The organism is Chthonomonas sp. (assembly GCF_035294165.1).
GTDB lineage: Bacteria > Armatimonadota > Chthonomonadetes > Chthonomonadales > Chthonomonadaceae > Chthonomonas.
This window is the reverse complement of sequence record NZ_DATGLN010000026.1, coordinates 16784-36645: the sequence shown is the minus strand read 5'-3', so window position 1 is coordinate 36645 and position 19862 is coordinate 16784. Positions and strand designations below refer to the sequence as shown.

Below are 19862 nucleotides of genomic sequence, written 5' to 3'. Positions count from 1 at the left end.
AAGTGCCTTCTGCGTAAGGCTATCCGTCAGCAGCTTAATGAGATAAGGCGGAGGTAAACTCAACGCGGAGGTGCACAGCGTCAAGACGACGATCAACAAAATCAACCGCCAATAGACGCGCACCTCTTTCAAAAAACGTATGAAATTTTGCATGCCCGTTCTTGTTCGAAATTTGGAATCGGCCCCGGCTAAAGCCGCCTACTACCAATATCGGGAGAATGCATTTTTTATTTTACCGCACAAACCTTCATTATGGTTTCCTTTCGCAGCCTGTCCGCCGCAAAATGCGGAATCTCCTCAATCGCCGCTTTTAGCGATAACCTAATCGAGGCCTCTATCGTATAAAAAGATAGCTATAAATCTATGTTTGGAGGAAATCAATGCAACAAATCTGCCGTTACGGACTAGGCACCACGCTCTCTACCTCCTTTGCCGAGGCCTTGCGCCTCACCAAAGAGGCCTTCCAAAAACAGGGCTTCGGTACCCTCTCCGAAATAGATGTCCAAAAAGCGCTCCAAGAGAAACTGGGGCTTAATCGCGAACCCTATACCATTCTCGGTATGTGCAACCCTCAGCTTGCCTCCCAAGCGATTGAAGCGGAACCCCATATCGGCCTGCTGCTCCCTTGCAACGTGTTAGTTGCACAGCGCGAAGCGAGCATCGAGGTCTCTGCACAAGACCCACGTGAGATGGTTGAGATCACGCAGAACCCAAATCTCAAGCCTATCGCCGAAGAGGCCTATCGGCGCATTGTCGCCGCCCTCACCCAGCTCGGCTCCAATTCGCCCTAGGGAGTTCGGGTTCCAGAAACCGAAGAACGGTCTCCAACGCCTTTAGAGAAGCGTGCGTACAGCGTCGGCGATTACCTTGATCTCCTCCGCCTCCAACGTGCGTGGGTCGAAAAGCACCCTATCGTCCTGAACCCGTGTGAAGACCGGTATGGGGGCGTGGCGGAGGCGTTTTGCAATGGTCTCCGAGGAAAGTTCATTATCGGCACTTCGCAGCGCCACACAGAGCGTATCGAGCCGCTCCTCCGGCAAAGAACCACCTCCGACCTCCGAGTAGTCGCGTCGGAATTCGATCCGAAAGCGCTCCTTGGGCAGTACCCGCTGAAGAGCGCGATGGAGTTGTCTTGCCAGACGGGCGATCTCCGGCATCGTGCGATGAAAGTAGCGCAGTGTAGGGATAGCCTGTGCCGCCTGCTCCCGATCACGGTAGAGCCTTAGGGTGGCCTCCAAAGCCGCCAAAGTTAATTTGTCAACCCGAAGCGCGCGCGCCAACGGATGTTTTTCGATCAGCTCGATATACCTGCGTTTCCCCAAAATGAGGCCGGCCTGCGGGCCACCTAAAAGTTTATCACCGCTCGCCGTCACTACATCCGCCCCCGCCCTAACACTATCGAGCACCGTGCTTTTGCCCTTCACGAGGCTCAATAACGCTCCACTACCCTGGTCATCCATCACCGGTATGCCGTGGCTGTTGCCTAAAGCTACCAAATCCTCCAGCGGAACCGTCTCCGTGAACCCGATAATGGCAAAATTGGAGGGACGGCATCGCAAAATAAGCCCTGTGCGTTCGGTGATGGCCTGCATATAGTCCGAAAGCCGGGTGCGATTCGTGGTGCCCACCTCCACCAACAACGCGCCGGAGGCCCGCACGATGTCGGGCATGCGAAAACTTCCGCCTATCTCCACCAGCTCTCCACGCGATAGCACAACCTCTCGTCCCCCGGCAAGCACGGTAACCGCCAGAAAAACCGCTCCGGCGCAGTTGTTTACAACATAGGCGTCCTCAGCACCTGTCAGTTCGCAAAGCAGGGAGCGCACATGGTCTTGGCGCGATCCGCGACGCCCGCTCTCCCTGTCTATTTCCAAAGTGCAGTGCCCTCTCGCCACCGCCCACAACGCCTCAACGGCCTCGTCGGCCAACCGTGCTCTCCCAAGCCCCGTGTGGAGGATCACGCCCGTGGCGTTAATAGCCCTGCAGAGTGAGGGCCGCATACGGCGCTGTGTCTCCGCTATCACCTCCCTCACAATGTCGGCATAGCTAGGTGTAGAGCGCTCTGAACTCGTCTGCAGCTCCTCGCGTATCTGCTGCAACACATGCCGAATAGCCTGCACCAGCACGGTCTGAGGGACGTTTTCCTCTAGACGACGTATCTCAGGGTGCACCAACAGACGGCTAACCGAGGGAAGAGAACGAAGCTTTTCTGCAAGCGAGTGGGCCTCTTGCGCGCTTTCATTGCTAACCGAATCGTGTTTCTTGTCCGCCATTCTGGTATAACTTTACCCGACAGTGGTATAACTTTACCCGACAAATGTTATCTCGACTCAACAAATGTTATCTCGCTTCACCCGACAAATGGCATCTCGAAGCGAAGCGAGAGAACCTGATCTCCTTTGAGGTTTCCATCCATGCCCGAACCCCAGTCTTCACAACCGACCGAAGCCATCCGTCGCCGCGTTCAGGAGCTGCGCGAGCAGATAGAGCGGGCGAACTATCGCTACTATGTGCTCGATGACCCTGAAATAACCGATGCAGAGTACGACGCCCTGCTGCGCGAGCTAAAAGAGTTAGAGGAGCGTTACCCGGAACTGAGAACTCCCGATTCGCCCACGCAAAGGGTGGGAGCCGAGCCGGCAGTAACAACCTTCGCCCCCTTTCCCCATCGCGCTCCCATGCTCTCGCTCGATAACGCCTTCTCTTACGAAGAGCTACGTGCCTGGGAAGACCGCAATCGCCGCTTGCTCGGCGCCTCTCCGGATACCCGTTTTGAGTATGTTTGTGAGCTGAAAATAGACGGGCTTTCTATCTCTTTAATCTACGAAAACGGACGGTTCGTTAAAGGCGGCACCCGTGGCAATGGAGTTGTTGGTGAGGACGTTACCCCCAACCTGCTTACCATTCCGTCGCTTCCAAAACAGCTTCGGCCTGCTCCTAAGCAAAAAAGCCTGACAGCTTCGCACCCACAGCCCACATTGAGCTTCGCCTCCGATTCACAACAGGCCGACTTCCCCACTTTCATCGAGATACGAGGCGAGGTCTTTCTAACCCATCAGGAGTTTCAGCGCATCAACGAGGAGCTAGAAGAGCGGGGGGAGCGAACCTTTGCCAACTGCAGAAACGCAGCCGCCGGTTCGGTGCGTCAAAAAGACCCGCGCGTCACCGCATCTCGTAGGCTCGATCTCTTAGTCTATGCGGTCGGGCACTATGAGGGCTGGGAGTTTCGAAGCCAATACGAACTATTGCAAACCTATCAGGCGTGGGGGTTGCCAACAAACCCCAATATTCGTCTTTGCTCTACGATAGAAGAGGCCATTACTTTTTGTGAAGAGTGGGCCACCCGTAAAGAAGAGCTTCCCTACGATATTGATGGCGTGGTTATTAAGGTCAATTCGTTTGCCCTTCAGCGCGAGCTAGGTCAGGTGAGTCGCTCGCCGCGATGGGCTATCGCTTACAAATATCCGGCCATTCAGGCTCGTACAAAGGTTTTAGCCATCGAAGTGCAGGTGGGGAGAACCGGCGCATTAACCCCCGTTGCCCATCTCGAACCCGTTCCTCTGGCAGGGGTCATCGTGTCCCGTGCCACCCTGCATAACGAAGAGGAGATACGTCGTAAAGATGTACGCATCGGCGATACAGTCATCATCCAACGGGCAGGAGAGGTGATTCCGGAAATTGTGGAGGTTGTCACCTCCGAACGCGATGGGGATGAGATCGTCTTCCAAATGCCCACCCACTGCCCTGTTTGCGGTACTCCCGTGGAACGTCCTCAAGGCGAGGCTATCGCGCGCTGTCCCAACCCCCTCTGCCCGGCGCGTGTCCAACAGACCATCGAGCACTTCGTTTCCCGTAACGCCATGAACATCGAGGGACTTGGAGAGAAGCACATCGCACAGCTCATTCAAAAAGGTCTTATTAAAGACCCCGCCGACCTCTACTATCTCACGAAAGAGCAGCTTCTTCCTTTGGAACGTATGGGGGATAAACTGGCCGAAAAGATTTTGGCCAACATTGCCGCCAGTCGCCAGCGTCCTCTGGCCAACCTTATCTACGCCTTGGGAATACGCCACGTGGGCGAACACGTGGCCGCCGTGCTTGCAGACCATTTCGGCTCCCTGGAGCGACTCCAAGAGGCTTCGGTGGAGGAGCTGGCCAAAATCTACGAGATCGGGCCTGCTACCGCAGAAAGCATTGTCGCTTGGTTTGCCGACCCACGAAACCGTCAGATGCTCGAAAAGCTCAAGCGTGCCGGGGTACAGCCGATGGCGCAAGGCAGCGCCCCCATCTCCGATGCACTCAAGGGCAAGACCTTTGTCTTTACCGGTGCCCTCGCCCACATGACCCGCGAAGAAGCCGAGGCCGCCGTTCGTCGCTTGGGGGGGCGCGCGGCCAGCAGTGTGAGCCGTCAGACCTCGTATGTAGTTGTTGGAGAAAACCCCGGCAGCAAGCTTACCAAAGCACAGCAACTCGGCATTCCCATCCTCACGGAAGCCGAGTTTCTTGAACTTCTCGAGGCGACCTAGCGGACGCTCTACGGACACCCCTTGACAAAGGTGGCCAAGCGTTGTAAACTTCAGTCTAATGTAAATGCCCAACGAGGTGCCGAAAAAAGAGAACCATGCATCTTTCTGCCATCACCGATGAAATATCGCAAGACTTCGAGCATGCGCTCGATGTCCTTCTGGAGTACGGCGCGGAAGGCGCCGAACTGCGCGGGCTATGGAATGTCAATATCGCCGATCTCAGCGACGAGCAGGCTCAAAAGGCCCAAAAAGCTCTTCAAGCTCGCGGCCTTAAAGTCGCCGCCCTCGCGACCCCCTTTTTTAAATGCGACATCGAACCCGCCGCCGAGGCGGAAGCTGCAGGCCCTCTGCATCTTGCCCCGCCGCGCGATCTCGCCCAGCAGATGCAGATTCTAGAACGATGTGCCCGCCTAGCCCACCTCTTTGAAACCCCCTATCTGCGTGTTTTTACCTTCTGGAAACGCGGCCCCTACACTGCCGAGGTCGAAGATCGCATCGTGAACGCCTTTGAGCAGCCGCTGGAGCTGGCCCAACGCGAGGGTTTAACGCTGGTGTTAGAAAACGAGCATGCCTGCTATGTCGGTACCGGCGCGGAGGCAGCCCACCTGGCCGCTCGCATAGACCACCCTCACTTTCGGGTATGTTGGGACCCCGGCAATGCCTTCGCTGCCGGTGAACGCCCCTATCCCGATGGCTATGAGGCGGTGCGCCCATGGATAGCCCACATGCATGTAAAGGATGCCCGCATGATATCCACCGAGCATCATGGCCTCCAACCGCGCTGGTGCGTTATGGGGCAAGGGGAAATTGACTACGCCGGCCAGTTCGCGGCGCTACGTCGGGATGGCTATCAGGGCTTCGTCTCTCTCGAAACCCATTTTGTCCCCGAAACCGGAACCGGCCCCGACGGCAAGGGCACCCATGAAGACGGCTCTCGAGCCTGTTTGGAATATCTCCGCCGCTATTTTCACGTATCCTAAAAAAGACTTATGACAGGATGCAGCCGTTTGAATTCGCAGCGATAATGGTCTCCCAGTCGCTTTTGGGTATGATACTCGTTGGCTCAGAAATCTAGCTTTTCGGTGCTATTGGAGGACACAAACTTTTCATGAAAATCTTCTCTCTTACCAACTTTAGAAGGCTAACAAAAAACTTAAACTGGTGTATCGCCCTCTTCTTCGCCATTTTGTTGGGCTTCGGCTTTGCCTGGAACCAGCTCGTTGGGGTGGGACGAGGAGGCGGACCTACCGCCACAAGCAACCTCGACCGCACCGTGCTTAAAATTGATGGCATTCCTGTTTCGCAACTTGAATACGAACGCGCAGTTCAAGCGCAGGGCCAAGCAGTGGCTCCCGGCCCCCCCTTCGTACAGGCCCAAGCTGCCGCCATTGCCCGGCTTGTGCAGAATACAGCCCTGCAGGAGTTGGCCAAAAAGTACCATGTACAGGTGACCTCCACCGATGTAGATCGTTATATTGACCAACTGCGCGTGGAGGCCGGCCAGCAAAAAGCCTCCGACTCGGCTTGGGAAAACTTTGTGGAACAGAACATGGGCATGACGCTTGCCGACCTGCGTCGCCAGCTAGCGAAAAGCCCCCAGCTTCTCGCTCAAGCCCTCATCGCCTACTTTAAACGACAACAGCACATCACCCCGCAGGACGCACAGAACCAGTACGCCCAAGTGAATCTCCTCACCGTCTTCGTGCCGATCGGGAACTCGCCGCTTTCTCCGGCAAAGCCCGGTCAAAAACCGCTTACCGATGCGGAAGCCCAAAAGCTGGCCAACGAACTGTTGGCCCAAGCCAAAGCCGGCGCCGATCAGAAAGCCCTCGCAAAAAGCGACCCACGCGTACGGGTGGTTCAAACAGGCTTTCGTTCGGAATACTCTCCGATGCCCGGTATGATGAGCGATAACAGTCCCTTCGGCGTTTTAGGCTACGGCAAGGATTTCGATGCCGCCGTTCACGCCACACCGGTTAACGGATTCACCCCGGTCATCAAAACGAACGGCTTGTTTTCCGGTTATATCTTCGCCAAGGTGCTTGCTCGGAAAATCGCGCTACCTAAAAACTTCAATGCCCGCCAGGCCGTGGCCGATCTGCAAACCCAAAAGGCCCAGCAACAACTGCAAACCGAGCTATTGCAGCTTATCAATAACGCTAAGATTCAGGTAGTAGACCCCGACAAGCAGCCCTATGTTGATGCCTATCTATCGGAACAACTGCAACAAAAGCAGCTCATGGCGCAACTCGGCCAGCCTACATCAGGCCCCGCTCCCACCAAAGCGGAAATTGATGCGCTGCAAAATAAAGAGAATGCCGACTTTGAAGCGCTTTTAAAACGCAACCCTAACGATCCTACAGCCGCCCTCATGGTCGCCCAAAACATCGAGCAGAACAAACTGTACGCAAAGGGGGTCACTCCGGCCCAACAGCAGGCCTATCGCCAACAACTCATTCAACTCTACCAAACCGCCTTAAACAACTACGAAGATCGAGACCTGCGCTTTAAGTTGGCCGATCTCTACGCTGCACAAAAGGATTTCACCGACGCGCAAAAGCAGTATGAACTCATCGCCAAATATCTGGCGGAGGACCCGCCCTACAACTCAACCACCGATCAGCAGTACATTGGGTATTACCAACGTCTGGCCAACGCTTTCTCCGCGCTCGGCCTGCCCGATGAGGCCAAGAAGATGCAGCAACAACTTGCGCTGGTAAAACAGCAGCTGGCTAAGGATAAAGCAAAAGAGGCGGCTGCCAACAAAGCTTCCTCGCCCTTGCAAGGTAGCGTTAGCCTACCTCCTGGCGGCAAGGCCACCGTTCCGTTAAACACCAATCCAGCGGCCTCAAAACCGTAACCTTTCCTTGCACGATAGGTAAACCTGGGCAGGAAAGGCATGAGAGGTCCGGTTAGTTTTGCCGACCATTCGCACGTAAGTGGGGCGACCCTGCGGGTCGCCCCTACATAATTTTCTCAACCAATAGGCCCTGCTTTAAAAACAACCACAACCGTGCTCTCCACAATGCGGAACGTGTACACACTATCACACAGCGATCTTCTCTAATCTAAGACCACCTATATGATTCCCTCTACGAAAATAGCAACACGAGATAGAGGCGAGCGAGATTTCAGTCCGCCTCTGCAATTTAGCTCTCGCAGCGAGAAATGGCCTGCTGGCCCTTCTCTCCATCAAGGAGAGAAGCGAGTATGGGGTTTCTGTCTGAACTTAGGCTGCTACCCGATGCCTACGACGATAGCTCCACACTCCACCGGCCGTTAACATGAGAAGCCCAAACCCTAACAGAGAGCTGACTTCAGGAGTAGTCGCATGGCCCCCTACCAGAACACTAAAGTTCTGGGTCACAGAACTGCTCGTTCCATTGTCGGTGAAGTCTATCGTGTACGTTCCAGTATAGAGTGTGCCGGGCGTATAGTTAGAGGGCACAAACACATCAAACAGATCGCCCGTCCAACTATCCCCACTCTGACCAGATGGACTTAAGCCAGACGGAGTGTTAACGAAGTTGTCAGTGAAATCACTTGAAGCGTTAGGGTCAGAATAGGTAAAAGAGTCGCTGTCCAGGCTGATACTGTTGCTAGCGTCTGTGTTCGTTAACGTGGCGATGAAATTAAACGTGCTGCCCGGGCTCACGGTTGGGTTGGGGTTTTGGAGGGTAAAGCTTAACTGCGCGTTGCCCACACTTCCCCCCAATAGCCAAAGCCCACCTGCTACCAACATCGTAGTAAGGACAGAATGCCCTCTGGCATGAAATCGTCGCATAACCCTTCTCCTTGTTGTGATAGGACTTGCCTTTCGAGAACCTGCTCGCCAGGCTCTCGATCAATTATAATGCAATTTCCGTGCCAAATTCGCATTTCTACGGGCTTTTTTAGAAAAATTTTTTAAAATAGCCCCCGGAAGGAGAAATAGCTAGCGCCTTTGCGCAAGAAACGCCACACTCTCCATGTTAGCCCAGTCCGTGCCCACCTTTGCGTCCACTTTAAGAGGCACTTTAAGCGGATAAGCCTCCTGCATCAAAGGGACGATCTCGGCAACACATGCCTCTATCTCCTCCTCCCTCACTTCAAACAGCAGTTCGTCATGTACCTGCAGCAAGAGGCTACAGTCCTTCCGATCGGCTACATGGCGGTACACACGGATCATAGCCAGCTTCATGATGTCGGCTGCTGTGCCTTGTATGGGCATGTTGATGGCCGCCCGTTCCGCCGCCTGACGCACCTGATGGTTGCCACTATGCAGATCGGGCAGATAGCGTCGCCGACCGAAAAGCGTCTGTACCCAGCCTTGCCGATGAGCCAGCTCTTTTATCTCCTCAATATAGCGCTTTACTCCCGGAAGCCGAGCGAAATAGGCCTGAATCCATTCATGCGCCACACTTGTCTCCACACCTAAAGTGGTGGCAAGCGAAAACGCGCTCTGGCCGTAGATCACGGCGAAGTTGATGGTCTTGGCGAGCCGCCTCTGCTCCGGCGTTACCTGGGATACATCTACTCCAAAAACGGTGGCCGCCGTAGCCGCATGAATGTCTTCATCATTTAAAAAAGCCTGTATCAACGTGGGATCATCAGAAACGTGGGCTAACACCCGTAGTTCGATTTGGGAGTAGTCGCAAGAAAGCAGCTTATAGCCTTTGGGGGCGATGAAAGCGCGACGAATTTGACGCCCTACCTCCGAACGGATCGGGATGTTTTGCAGGTTCGGATCGGAAGAGCTAAGCCTGCCTGTACTTGCTACCGTTTGGTTAAGGCTGGTATGAACTCGGTGAGTATCCGGCCGCACGAGCCGCACCAAAGCATCGGCATAGGTGGCCTTCAGTTTGGCCATTTCTCGATACTCCAGTATCTTTCGAGCGATCTCATAGCGCGGGGCGAGCTGCTCGAGCAGATCGGCTCCGGTAGAATAGCCCGTTTTTGTTTTCTTACCACGCGGCAACTGTAGCTTATCGAAAAGTACCTCCTGCAGCTGCTTTGGCGAGCCGATGTTAAACTCCATACCGGCCAACTCATAGATTTCGGCCGCAATTTTTGTGATCTGTTCCGCCATCTTTTGGCTTAGAACGGAAAGATAGTCAACGTCTACCAACAGGCCATGCTGCTCGATGGCCGCCAAAACCGGCACTAGGGGCATCTCGATTTCATAGAAAACGCGCGTCATGCCGTTGGCCTCCAACTGTCTCTCCAGCGGCTCCTCCAAGGCTAAAATCGCCCCGGCCTCGATCATGAGACGTTCTGCCGGTTCGAAGGCGTCCTCCACCTCGAGACGACGGTGCAGATGGGCTTCGACGATATCCATCAGCGGATAGGCGCTGCGCCCCGCATCTAGAAGATAGGCAGCGATCTGCACATCGAAATCGAACGGCAAGGGGCGAAAGCCATGACGCTGCAATACAATGAGCGCCTGCTTCGCCTGATAGGTCAGTCGCCGTATCCCCGATGCGTTAAACAGAGGCTCTAGCTCCTGTATGGAGGCCACATAGCCGGTCTCTTGGGCGCTTGTCTCTTCAGCGCCCTCCTCTGTAAAAGACCAAAGCCCCCCTATAGCTTTCGGCTCTTGAACGGCCACATAGTAGCAGCTCGGCTCAAGACTGCCATCACTCCCCTCCGTCTCCTCAACAGCAAAAGCCACTCCACGCAGCTTGGCGTCGAGCGGGGATTCCCCCTCCAGCTCGAGTCGGATGGCAACACGCCCTTTTGCTTTAACCTTCTCTAGAACCTGTTTGAGCGTATCAGCATCCTTTATAGAGCGATAGGCCACCTCGAACCGCTCCTCCGGTGCCTCCTCTTCGCGTGCTGCCAGCGGCGAACTAGGTTGCGGGATTCGCGCTAACAACGACCGAAACTCCAGATCGCGAAAAATGGCGCGTACCCGTTGCCAATCCGCCTCGGTAGGTGAATAGGGCACAATTTCGATATCCAGAGGAACATCGCAGACGATGGTCGCCAGGCGTTTGGAAAAGAGTGCCTGTTCTTTCCCCTCCCTTAACGCCTGCTGAATGCGGGGCGGCGTCACTTCATCGAGGTGCTCCAACAGGTTTTCAAGCGTTCCGAACTGTTGCAACAGTTTTGCGGCCGTCTTCTCGCCGATGCCGGGCACCCCTGGTATATTGTCGGAGGCATCGCCGGTAAGGGCTTTAAAATCGGGTATCTGTTCGGGCCATACCCCATACCGATCATAGACCGCCTGACGATTATAGGCTTTTCGCTCAGAAACCCCTCTTTGGGTGATCTCCACAATCACACGGTCGTCGTCTACAAGCTGCAACTGATCCGAGTCGCCGGTAATCACGATCACTCTATAGCCCTCCGCCTTGCCCTTCTGAGCCAAGGTGCCGATGATGTCGTCGGCCTCATAGCCGGCAAGTTCCACGCAGGGGATGCCGAAAGCGCTCACCAACTCCCTTGCAATCGGCATCTGCTCCTTCAACTCCGGCGCGGCAGAGGGACGATGGGCTTTGTAATCTACGAACTCCTGTTCACGAAAGGTGGGCGCATGAGCGTCCCAGCACACCATGATGGCGTCGGGCTTATCCGTTTGCAGCACCGACAGTAGCATGTTAGCGAGTCCATAGAGCGCGCCGGTTGGGCGCTTATCGCTTGTGGTAAGCGCTTGACCGGCAAAAAAAGCCCGAAACAAGAGGCTATAGCCGTCTATGAGGATCAGTTTGCGTGTCACACCGTTTTCACTTTCCATCGTTTTCTCCTACCTAGGCGCCTCATCTGCATACCCCGCTCGCGCAAGGCGAGCGGGGCCTGTGATGTTGGCGATGAGGCTATCCGGCGAATCGGCATGGGGCCAGGCGAAAGCATGACGATAGGCCGCTTGCTGACACCGTCGAAGCTGATCGAAATTGATGATGTCAAGCGTCAAAAGGTTTTCGTACTCGAATGGTAGTCGCACATTATGCAGACCGGGATTGTCGGTACAGATAACGACATCTACCCCGGCCCTCCCACAACGCTCGAACACCTCGCGCAGCGCCTCCAGCGATTGCATGGTGCCTGTGCGCAGATAAGACGTTGGACAAACCTCTAAACACTGCCCTCGTGCGGCGATGGCTTCCAAAAGTTCCGGTTGCCGCAACGGAATCTGAATGCCGTGCCCGATGCGGTCTACATACGGCAACAACTCCGGATAAAGCCCGTTGGGCGTCTCGAAAAGGTGGCAAGTGGTTTTCAGGCCGAAAGAACGTGCGTAGGCGAAGAGGTCCATCCACTCGTGCAGGCGTCCCGCATAGAGCGTATCCGGCCCGGCCAAGTCCACCCCACATACGCACTCCGATTCCGATGCCGCCAGATCCACAATCGCCCGATTGATGGCGTAGGGTAAACGGCTATGCATACACAAGATTTGCCGCAAGATCAGCGGATATTCGGACGATTCCGCGGCCTGATGCACGGTGCGCACGACTTCACGCATCTGCAAAAGTCGCTCCGCCTCCGAAAGCGCTGGGTCGGTTCGATAAAACGGCGTATAGCGCAGCTCCATGTAGAGAATGCCCTCGAAAACGTAGGCCCCTCGCACAAGCTTGGAGATGAAATAGGGTAGATTCTCCAACGTCTGTACCTGCTCGACCATCGTATGAAGTTCAAGAAACTCGGTCAGCGTGGCGCGCGGTCGCGTTACGAAACGCTCAAAGCTTTCGTAGTCGGGGTAGTGCGCAGCAAGAGGATGGTTGTGCCGATGAAGAAAGCGCCAAAAGATGCGCGGTACGACGGCACCTCCTAAATGACGATGAAGTTCGGCATATAGCGGCATCGTTGGCCGGAGAGCATCCTTTCTATTTCGAGCGATAGAAACGCCGTTTTCGCCTATTTTACCTTAATTTATCTGTACGAAACGGAAAGGCGTTCTCTTTGGTGGCCTGTCATCCACTTCCCTCACCCTAGCCGCGCTTTTTTAGGCAGGGGGAAGGATCAGGGAATAAAGGCGGTGCGTCTCATGCTGTTTTCCTCCTTCCGTGCAACACTCTGAGCCTAGCGCGATGATCGGGAAGCAGGAAATCGGCATCGGCTTCTCTAAACTAGCGATAGCTTAGGGGAAAGGATTGAAGCGAGGGCATGTTTCGAGTAGCACTGGTTGGCGCCGGTGGCATGGCCAGCATGCACGCAAACTGTTATGCCAACATCCCAAATGCCACACTTGTGGGCGTGATGGATATTCGGGCAGAGGCTGCACAAGCGCTCGCTGCCAAGCATGGAGCCAAAGCCTTTACCGATTTCGACGCGATGCTAAAGGAGCTTAAACCCGATGTGGTGGATGTCTGTTGCCCCACTCCCTGGCATTGCGATTACGTGGAGGCTGCCTGCCAACAAGCGCAAGCATTGGGCATTCGGGGCATCTCCACCGAAAAGCCCATGGGGCGTACCCTAGAAGAGTGCGATAGGATGATTGCCGCCTCGAAAGCGGCCGGCATCCCGCTTTTTGTGGCACAGGTCGTTCGCTTCTTCCCAGAGTTCTCTCTGGCCAACCGTCAGATCGCCGCCGGCGCGGTGGGAACCCCAGCGTGCGTGCGCACACGGCGTGGGGGCCCCATGCCGCGCGCCTGGAACGACTGGTATGGTAATTTCGCTCTTAGTGGCGGGTGTGTGCTCGACCTGATTATCCACGATTTCGATTGGCTACGCTGGACATTTGGCGAGGTAGAACGAGTTTATGCCCGCGGCTTTGGAGGCGCTCAACTGCCCGATAGGGACTATGCGTTGGTGACCCTCCGTTTCAAAAACGGATGCATCGCTCATGTGGAAGGAACGTGGGCCGACCCAGGCGGCTTCAAGGTAGCCTTTGAAATAGCAGGCGACGCCGGCCTGCTAGAGTATAACCATAACCAACCCGCCGGCGTGCCGCTTCGCATCGCTTTAGAGGGCGGCGACGGGCCCCGAGCCGGCGTCGCTGTGCCCGAAAGCCCCGTCGCCGTAAACCCCTACCAAGCCGAGCTGGCGCATTTCCTCGACTGCCTAGAAAAAGGGGTTCCCCCCTCCATTACCGCCGAGGATGGGAAAGAGGCCGTGCGCATTGCCCTGGCCGCCCTTGAATCCATTCAGACCGATAAACCCGTCTTTCTCGCCTAAATTCCCTACAAAGCAACTCGCCTATCCGCCTCGTTGAGGGTAGCCTCCCAGCATACTTGCTTTTGCGCGGAGGCTACCTCACATCATGTTTGTTAATGCAAAAAGTGGCGAACTCCGGTAAAGACCATGGCGATGCCATAACGGTTACAAACATCTATGGTATCCTGGTCTTTCTTGCTGCCCCCCGGTTGAATAATAGCCGTGATGCCTGCCTCTGCAGCCGCTTCCGGCCCATCGGGGAAAGGAAAGAACGCATCTGAGGCCATAACGGAACCCTTCGCTTTCTCTCCGGCCTGTGCCACCGCCAAACGCACGGATTGAACTCGATTCATCTGGCCGGCGCCAACCCCGATAACCTGACGGTCTTTGGTAAAAACAATGGCATTGCTCTTCACATGGCGCACAACCCGCCAGGCAAAAAGCAGCTCTTGTATCTCCTCCTCTGTGGGTGTCCGTTCGGTTACCACCTTCAGATCGGCTGCGGTAACAACGAGATGATCGGGCGTTTGGGCTAAAATGCCGCCCGTTACGCGTTTGAAGTCAAGGCCGGTACCTACGGCCTTCTCACGCCATCCTCTCAGATCGTCAACTTCCAGCAGGCGCAGATCGGCTCCCCATCCCTTTCGTTCTGTGAGAATGGGAATGGCCTCGGCCGCATACCCCGGAGCGATGATCGCCTCGAAGAAGGTATTCTTGCCCGTGATCGCTTCGGCTGCCTCTTCGTCTACCGGGCACGTAAGAGCCAAAATGCCTCCGAAAGCGGAAACCGGGTCGCCCTCACGCGCCCGTCGAAAGGCCTCGGCGGTTGTGCTCCCCAAAGCCACCCCGCAGGGGTTGGCATGTTTGATGATCACCGCGGCCGCCTCCGGCTCCTCGCTAAACTCCTTCGCCGTCTCTAAAGCAGCATTCAGATCGTAGATGTTGTTGAACGAAAGCTCTTTGCCATGCAACTGCCTTGCGTTGGCAATGCAAGGCTCCGTGATGCCATCGGCCACATAGAAAGCGGCCTTCTGATGGGGGTTTTCTCCATAGCGACATCTTTGTGCTTGCCGATAGGCGATGGCAAAGGTTTCCGGCAACTCCTCCTCCACCTGGAAGCGGGCGCTTAACCATGCGCTAATAAAGGAATCGTAACGTGCCGTATGGGTGAAGGCTCGCGCAGCCAACTTCCTTCGCGTCGCCAGTGTGGTCTCTCCTCCGTTGGCTTTCATCTCCTCTAGCACCCAACCGTAGTCGCGCGGATCGGTCACGACGGTCACAGCAGCATGATTCTTCGCTGCAGAGCGGATCATGGCCGGGCCGCCGATGTCAATGTTCTCGATGGCCTCTTCCAGCGAAACCTCCGGTCTGGAAACCACCGCAACGAAGGGATAGAGATTCACGCATACCAGGTCAATCGGCTTGATGCCCTGTTCGGCGATAGCTTTCATATGCTCTGGTTTTGTGCGATCGGCCAGCAGCCCGCCGTGTACCGCCGGATGAAGCGTTTTCACCCGCCCCTCCAACATTTCGGGGAAGTGGGTAATCTCGCTGATGTTGGTTACCGGCAGGCCGGCCTCCCTCAGGGCAGCGGCGGTACCGCCGGTAGAGATCAGTTCATAGCCTAGCTCATGAAGCCCTCTCGCAAAAGGCACCAACCCGCTTTTGTCAGACACACTGAGCAAGGCTCTACGTAACGGTTGTGAATAAGCCATCCTTCTTGTTCTCCTTTCGTATAAGCATAAACCGTATTTCGTCTCGATCTCGCCGAAAAACCAAAACGCCCAGGCTCTCTTGCAGAGCGCCCAGGCGTACGGCATTCCTCCTCACCGACGCTTCCTCAGAGTAGGCTCTCTGTAAACGCCAGTCGCATCGGTGTCCCAAGTTTTCTAAGCGCAACTATACTACCCTGCCGTGCCCTAAAAATCAATAGACATGGTTTTCGGAACCGGCCATGCCAAATCGCAGCGATGTGTGGGAAAATAGATAGAGTTTCTAACAGGGGGGAAGAAAATGGCAGCCATCATTGCCGCGCAAATGTATACCCTTCGTGAGTTCACCCGCACGCGCCATGGCCTAGAAGAGAGCCTTAAAAAGCTCCACGATATCGGCTACCAGGCGGTTCAGCTCTCTGCTGTGGGCGCCATGGACGGTGAGACTCCAGAGGTTGCCGCGCAAGAGGCGCGTGAACTCTTAGATCGTTACCAACTGCGATGTGTTGCAACACATCGGCCATGGCCGCGCCTGGCGGAACGTACCGAGGAAGAGATCGCCTTCCACAAAACCTTAGGCTGCAACTATGTAGCCATCGGTGGGTTGCCGGAGCGTTACGCCGAACGCAAGGCCGAAGGATATCGCCAGTTTCTTAAAGACTCTGCGCCTATCATCGCCAAACTAAAAGAGGCCGGCATTCGGTTCGGTTACCACAACCACGCCTACGAGTTCCAGCGAATTGGCCCCGGTCAGCGCACTCTCTTCGACATCTTCATCCAAGAAGGCAGCCCCGATTTCACCCTAGAGGTTGACGTCTATTGGGCTGTGCACGCCGGTGTAAACCCCGTGCGCATTTTTGAACAGTGCCCTGGGCGGGTACCGGTGATCCACGTGAAAGATAAAGAGGTGGTTCCCGAAGGCCCAGTGATGGCCGCGGTGGGCGAAGGGAACCTGGATTGGGATTCGATTCTACCGGCGGCGGTACAGGCCGGCGTTGAGGTCTATGCCGTAGAGCAGGATGTTTGTCGGCGCGATCCGTTCGACTGTCTGCGCTCCAGCCTTCAGTTTCTATCCGGTTATCGGCTGTAACGGCTCGAAACGGTCTCCAGGCTTTAGGCGTACCCCCCGCGCCCAAGCCGCAGCATCCATACGTCGCCCACTCTCCGGCTGCACCTCCAAGAGGGCAAGAGAGGTGCCGCCACCGGCTGCCACCACCACACCGGGAGGCGACTTCTGAAAGGCGACGATGGTGCCCTCCGGCGCCTCAAACTGTTGCCCCGAAGGCACCGCACGCCAAAGTTTCACTCGTTTACTCTGTATCGCCGCAACGGCGCCCGGCGCGGGGTTCATGGCACGAATGCGATTGACAATGGCCTGGGCGCTCTCATGCCATCGAATGATGGCATCTTCCGGCTTAATAGGGGGCGCATAGCTCGCCTCGGCCTCATTCTGTTTTTGACGCACTATAGTCCCCTGCTTCAACCCCTCCAGCGTCGCCACCAAGAGGCGCGCCCCTATGTCGGCCAACTTCTTCGTGAGGGTGCCGGTGGTGTCCTCAGGGTCAATAGGGCAAGCTTCCGCCAACAGAATATCGCCCGTGTCTAAGGTAGGCTCCATCCACATCGTCGAGACGCCCGTCACGCTCTCCCCGGCCATAATCGCCCGCTGAATGGGGGCTGCTCCGCGATATTTGGGCAATAGCGAGCCATGAACGTTGATCGGCCCGAGAGGCGGCAGCTGTAGAAGGGCTTCGGGGATTATCTGCCCAAAGGCGGCAAGTGCAAGGACATCGGGGGCAAGTTGGCGCATCGTCTCGATAAACGATTCGGAGCGTACTCGGCGCGGCTGCATGATCGGCAGTCCCAACCGAAGAGCCGCCTGTTTCACCGGTGAAGGCACCGGATGCAAGCCCCGCCCTTTTGGCTTATCCGGCTGGGTCACAACGGCCAACACCTCGTGCCCTGCCGATACAAGCGCTTCAAGCGAAGGAACGGCGAACTCCGCCGTTCCAAAGAATACCACCCGAAGTTTCTCCGACAAACTTAAGGCCTCTCTCCCTACTTACTGCTAACAAAGCCTCATCCATCAGACGCTAAGGGCGCGAATCGGCGGCTCCGGCCACCTCTAATTCAGGCTCCTCCTCAATCACCCAAACCAGCGTCTCCGGGTCGGCACGGTCTATAAACAGGATGCCGTCAAGATGGTCTACCTCATGTTGAATAACGCGCGCCTCTAGTTCCGACACTTTTTTAACCACCGGCCGCCCGCGTTCATCGAACCCCTTCACCTTAACCTCGTTCGCCCGCGCTACAATGCCACGCAACCCCGGAATGGAGAGACATCCTTCCGGCGGCTCGACCTGTTCACCGGACATATGGACGATTTTAGGGTTGATCAGAACCTGCAATCCCTCTCCAACATCGTAAACCAGAATGCGCTGCGATACTCCAACCTGGGGCGCCGCCAAACCAAGCCCATCGGCATCGCGCATGATGATCTCCATCCGCTTGATCAACTCCTGAGTCTCTCTGGTAAAGCGCACAACCGGCTTGGCGACCGCCCGCAACACCGGGTCGCCCAACTTCACGATCTCCGGGTGCTGTTGCCAAAACTCCTCTAACTCCGGCGGTGGTTTAAGACTATCGTCCAGACGTCCCAACGCCTCTTTGTTCTCTTCCATCCTATCAACTCTCCCCAAAAACCATCACTGCAACCCATCTACTGACACTCTTCAGCAGTTAAATTATACTGTGCCGAGCAGGCCGGACGCAACCACACCGCTTCAGACCCATTAATCGCGCTAAAATCCCACCGCCTCCCCATCGCAACGGGGGTCGGAAGCTCCAAGCAAAGCCCCCGTTTGCGCATCACGGGCAATAAGCTGGCAAGCGCTTCCATGTGCCCACGAGCCGATAGGTGCTACCTCATGGCCCCGACGCCGCAGCGATTCTATCACCGCCTTGTCCACTCTGTTTTCGATCTGCAGAAGGTTTGCCGGCCCGTTTTCAGCAACCGAAGGGCCATGCGCCCAACGGGGAGCCTCCAATGCCTGTTGCGGATTCATGCCAAAATCGAGCAGGTTACAGATCACCTGTAAACTCGTTTGAACTTGCCAGTCGGCGCCGGGCGTTCCGCCCACATAGGCCACGTTTTCCCCACCCACCGTCTGTTGGGTAATAAGCCAGGCATTGAGGGTGTGCAACGGCTTTTTGCCCGGCAGAAGGAAGTTCGGACTTTTGGGGTCTAGAGAAAAACCGCTAAGCCGATTGTTCAGCAAAATGCCGGTGTCCTCCACTACAACGCCGGAGCCATATCCCCAAAATACGCTTTGAATAAAGCTTACCGCGTTGCCGTCGCCATCCATCACACAAAAATAGGTCGTATCGTGAGCCGTTTCTGAGTAGCTTTGTGGAAAAGAAGCCCTTTCCATACGAATTTCCTCGCGTCGGCGGGCGGCATAGCTCTTATCCAGAAGTTTCTCCACAGAGACCGACACAAAATCGGGATCGCCCAAGAATCGCGCCCTATCGGCAAAAGCCAACTTTTTCGCCTCTACCATCACATGGATGGCATCGGCGCTCAGTGGCCCCATCTGAGCAAGATCAAAACCCTCCACAAGGTTCAACTCCTCAAGCAAAAGCAGCCCCTGAGATACAGGCGGCTGGCCATGAACGGTATGACCACGGTAGCTCGTCCTTATCGGCTCCCCCACCCAGGTGCGGTGGTTTGCCAAGTCTTCATAGCTCAACAGACCACCTCGTTGCCGGCAAAAACGCGCTATCGCTTCGGCCAACTTGCCCTCATAGAAGGCCTCTCGACCAGAGTCGGCAATAAGAGCGAGAGTTTTTGCCAAAGCGGGCTGCCGTATGGTTTGACCCACCTGAGGAGGACGATCCTGACCGGTGAGCGCCTGTAACGTATCGGGAAACTCCTGCCACAACGCCTGCGAGTCGCGAAACACACGGGCAGTGCGAAAACCTACCGGGTAGCCCTGCTCGGCATAGGAAATGGCCGGCTCCAAGGCTTTGGCAAGCGGCAACCTTCCCCATCGTTGATGCAACTTGTGCCACACATCAACCAAGCCGGGCACCGCTACCGAAAGCACGCCGCGCGTGGGAATGGCTGGGCCAAAGCGCTCGGCCGTAGCGGCCTGCGGGGCCTTACCGCTGCCGTTAAAGGCGTAGGTTTTACCCGTGGCAGCCTCATAAACGATGAGGAAAGCATCTCCGCCGAGGTGGCTTGCATGAGGCTCCGTTACACAGAGCACAGCCGATGTCGCGATGGCAGCATCGGCAAAAGAGCCGCCATCCATTAACATCCTCAATCCGGCTGCCGCTGCCAGTGGCTGCGAGGCGGCCACCAGCCCCCGTTTGGCCACAACGATCCCGCGATGTTGTTCCATGCTCATCTCCTTCCCATGCCGAACAGAGTGCTATACACTGAAATACGCCTTAATATTCTACTCAAGACGCTCTTTGCACCATGCATTCTGCCGAGCATAGAACGGCAAGGAAGAAGGTCTTTTAAAAGGCAGCCTACCTACGGCGGAAT

14 protein-coding genes and 1 riboswitch are annotated in these 19862 nt (G+C 55.9%); of the genes, 6 read left to right on the top strand and 8 right to left on the bottom strand.

The genetic code is table 11. From position 1 onward, the window contains the following. Positions 1–380: 380 nt before the first annotated feature. A complete protein-coding gene (locus VKV29_RS00935) occupies positions 381–791 on the top strand; it encodes a DUF302 domain-containing protein (protein ID WP_324199417.1) in 411 nt (136 codons plus the stop codon). 42 nt (positions 792–833) lie between these two features. Here the strand turns inward: VKV29_RS00935 and selA are convergent, their stop codons facing one another. Continuing rightward, on the bottom strand, positions 834–2273 hold the full coding sequence (gene selA, locus VKV29_RS00930; RefSeq protein WP_324199416.1) for an L-seryl-tRNA(Sec) selenium transferase: 1440 nt from the start codon (positions 2271–2273) through the stop codon (positions 834–836). A gap of 141 nt (positions 2274–2414) precedes the next feature. Between selA and ligA the strand changes: the two genes are divergently transcribed. The 3 genes from ligA to VKV29_RS00915 all read left to right on the top strand — a co-directional run bounded on the left by ligA (position 2415) and on the right by VKV29_RS00915 (position 7386). Next, the gene (ligA, locus tag VKV29_RS00925; RefSeq protein ID WP_324199415.1) at positions 2415–4526 is read left to right on the top strand and encodes an NAD-dependent DNA ligase LigA; all 2112 of its coding nucleotides are present in this window, start codon (positions 2415–2417) and stop codon (positions 4524–4526) included. A gap of 95 nt (positions 4527–4621) precedes the next feature. Further along, positions 4622–5506, top strand: coding sequence for a sugar phosphate isomerase/epimerase family protein (locus VKV29_RS00920; RefSeq protein ID WP_324199414.1), 885 nt, complete (start codon positions 4622–4624; stop codon positions 5504–5506). Between the two features lie 128 nt (positions 5507–5634). Then, positions 5635–7386: a SurA N-terminal domain-containing protein gene (locus VKV29_RS00915; RefSeq protein ID WP_324199413.1), complete on the top strand. Its 1752-nt coding sequence runs from the start codon at positions 5635–5637 to the stop codon at positions 7384–7386. A gap of 369 nt (positions 7387–7755) precedes the next feature. Here VKV29_RS00915 and VKV29_RS00910 read toward each other — a convergent pair whose 3' ends face one another. The 3 genes from VKV29_RS00910 to VKV29_RS00900 all read right to left on the bottom strand — a co-directional run bounded on the left by VKV29_RS00910 (position 7756) and on the right by VKV29_RS00900 (position 12306). Further along, positions 7756–8310: a hypothetical protein gene (locus VKV29_RS00910; protein WP_324199412.1), complete on the bottom strand. Its 555-nt coding sequence runs from the start codon at positions 8308–8310 to the stop codon at positions 7756–7758. A 150-nt stretch (positions 8311–8460) separates the two neighbouring features. Further along, positions 8461–11241, bottom strand: a complete 2781-nt coding sequence (gene polA, locus VKV29_RS00905; RefSeq protein WP_324199411.1) for a DNA polymerase I — start codon at positions 11239–11241, stop codon at positions 8461–8463. A 9-nt stretch (positions 11242–11250) separates the two neighbouring features. Further along, entirely contained in the window at positions 11251–12306 is a 1056-nt protein-coding gene (locus tag VKV29_RS00900) for an adenosine deaminase (protein ID WP_324199410.1), read from the bottom strand. 302 nt (positions 12307–12608) lie between these two features. On the opposite strand from VKV29_RS00900, the gene VKV29_RS00895 reads away from it, so the two are divergent. Next, complete coding sequence (locus tag VKV29_RS00895; RefSeq protein ID WP_324199409.1) at positions 12609–13619, top strand: Gfo/Idh/MocA family oxidoreductase; 1011 nt, start codon at positions 12609–12611, stop codon at positions 13617–13619. Between the two features lie 92 nt (positions 13620–13711). On the opposite strand, the gene purH is transcribed toward VKV29_RS00895, so the two are convergent. Continuing rightward, positions 13712–15313 carry a bifunctional phosphoribosylaminoimidazolecarboxamide formyltransferase/IMP cyclohydrolase gene (gene purH, locus VKV29_RS00890; protein WP_324199408.1) on the bottom strand — a complete coding sequence of 534 codons (1602 nt, stop codon included), beginning with the start codon at positions 15311–15313 and terminating at the stop codon, positions 13712–13714. 81 nt (positions 15314–15394) lie between these two features. Next, a riboswitch (ZMP/ZTP riboswitch) is annotated at positions 15395–15479 on the bottom strand. Positions 15480–15611: 132 nt separating this feature from the next. Between purH and VKV29_RS00885 the strand changes: the two genes are divergently transcribed. Next, positions 15612–16400: a sugar phosphate isomerase/epimerase gene (locus VKV29_RS00885; protein WP_324199407.1), complete on the top strand. Its 789-nt coding sequence runs from the start codon at positions 15612–15614 to the stop codon at positions 16398–16400. On the opposite strand, the gene fmt is transcribed toward VKV29_RS00885, so the two are convergent. From fmt to ggt, 3 genes are all read right to left on the bottom strand, one after another. Then, positions 16380–17351 (bottom strand): methionyl-tRNA formyltransferase, encoded by a 972-nt coding sequence (gene fmt / locus VKV29_RS00880; protein WP_324199406.1) that lies wholly within the window; start codon positions 17349–17351, stop codon positions 16380–16382. The two genes, VKV29_RS00885 and fmt, sit on opposite strands and share 21 nt — an antisense overlap. 52 nt (positions 17352–17403) lie before the next feature. After that, positions 17404–17991: a peptide deformylase gene (gene def, locus VKV29_RS00875; RefSeq protein WP_324199405.1), complete on the bottom strand. Its 588-nt coding sequence runs from the start codon at positions 17989–17991 to the stop codon at positions 17404–17406. Positions 17992–18111: 120 nt separating this feature from the next. Beyond that, complete coding sequence (gene ggt / locus VKV29_RS00870; protein ID WP_324199404.1) at positions 18112–19713, bottom strand: gamma-glutamyltransferase; 1602 nt, start codon at positions 19711–19713, stop codon at positions 18112–18114. Positions 19714–19862 lie beyond the last annotated feature (149 nt).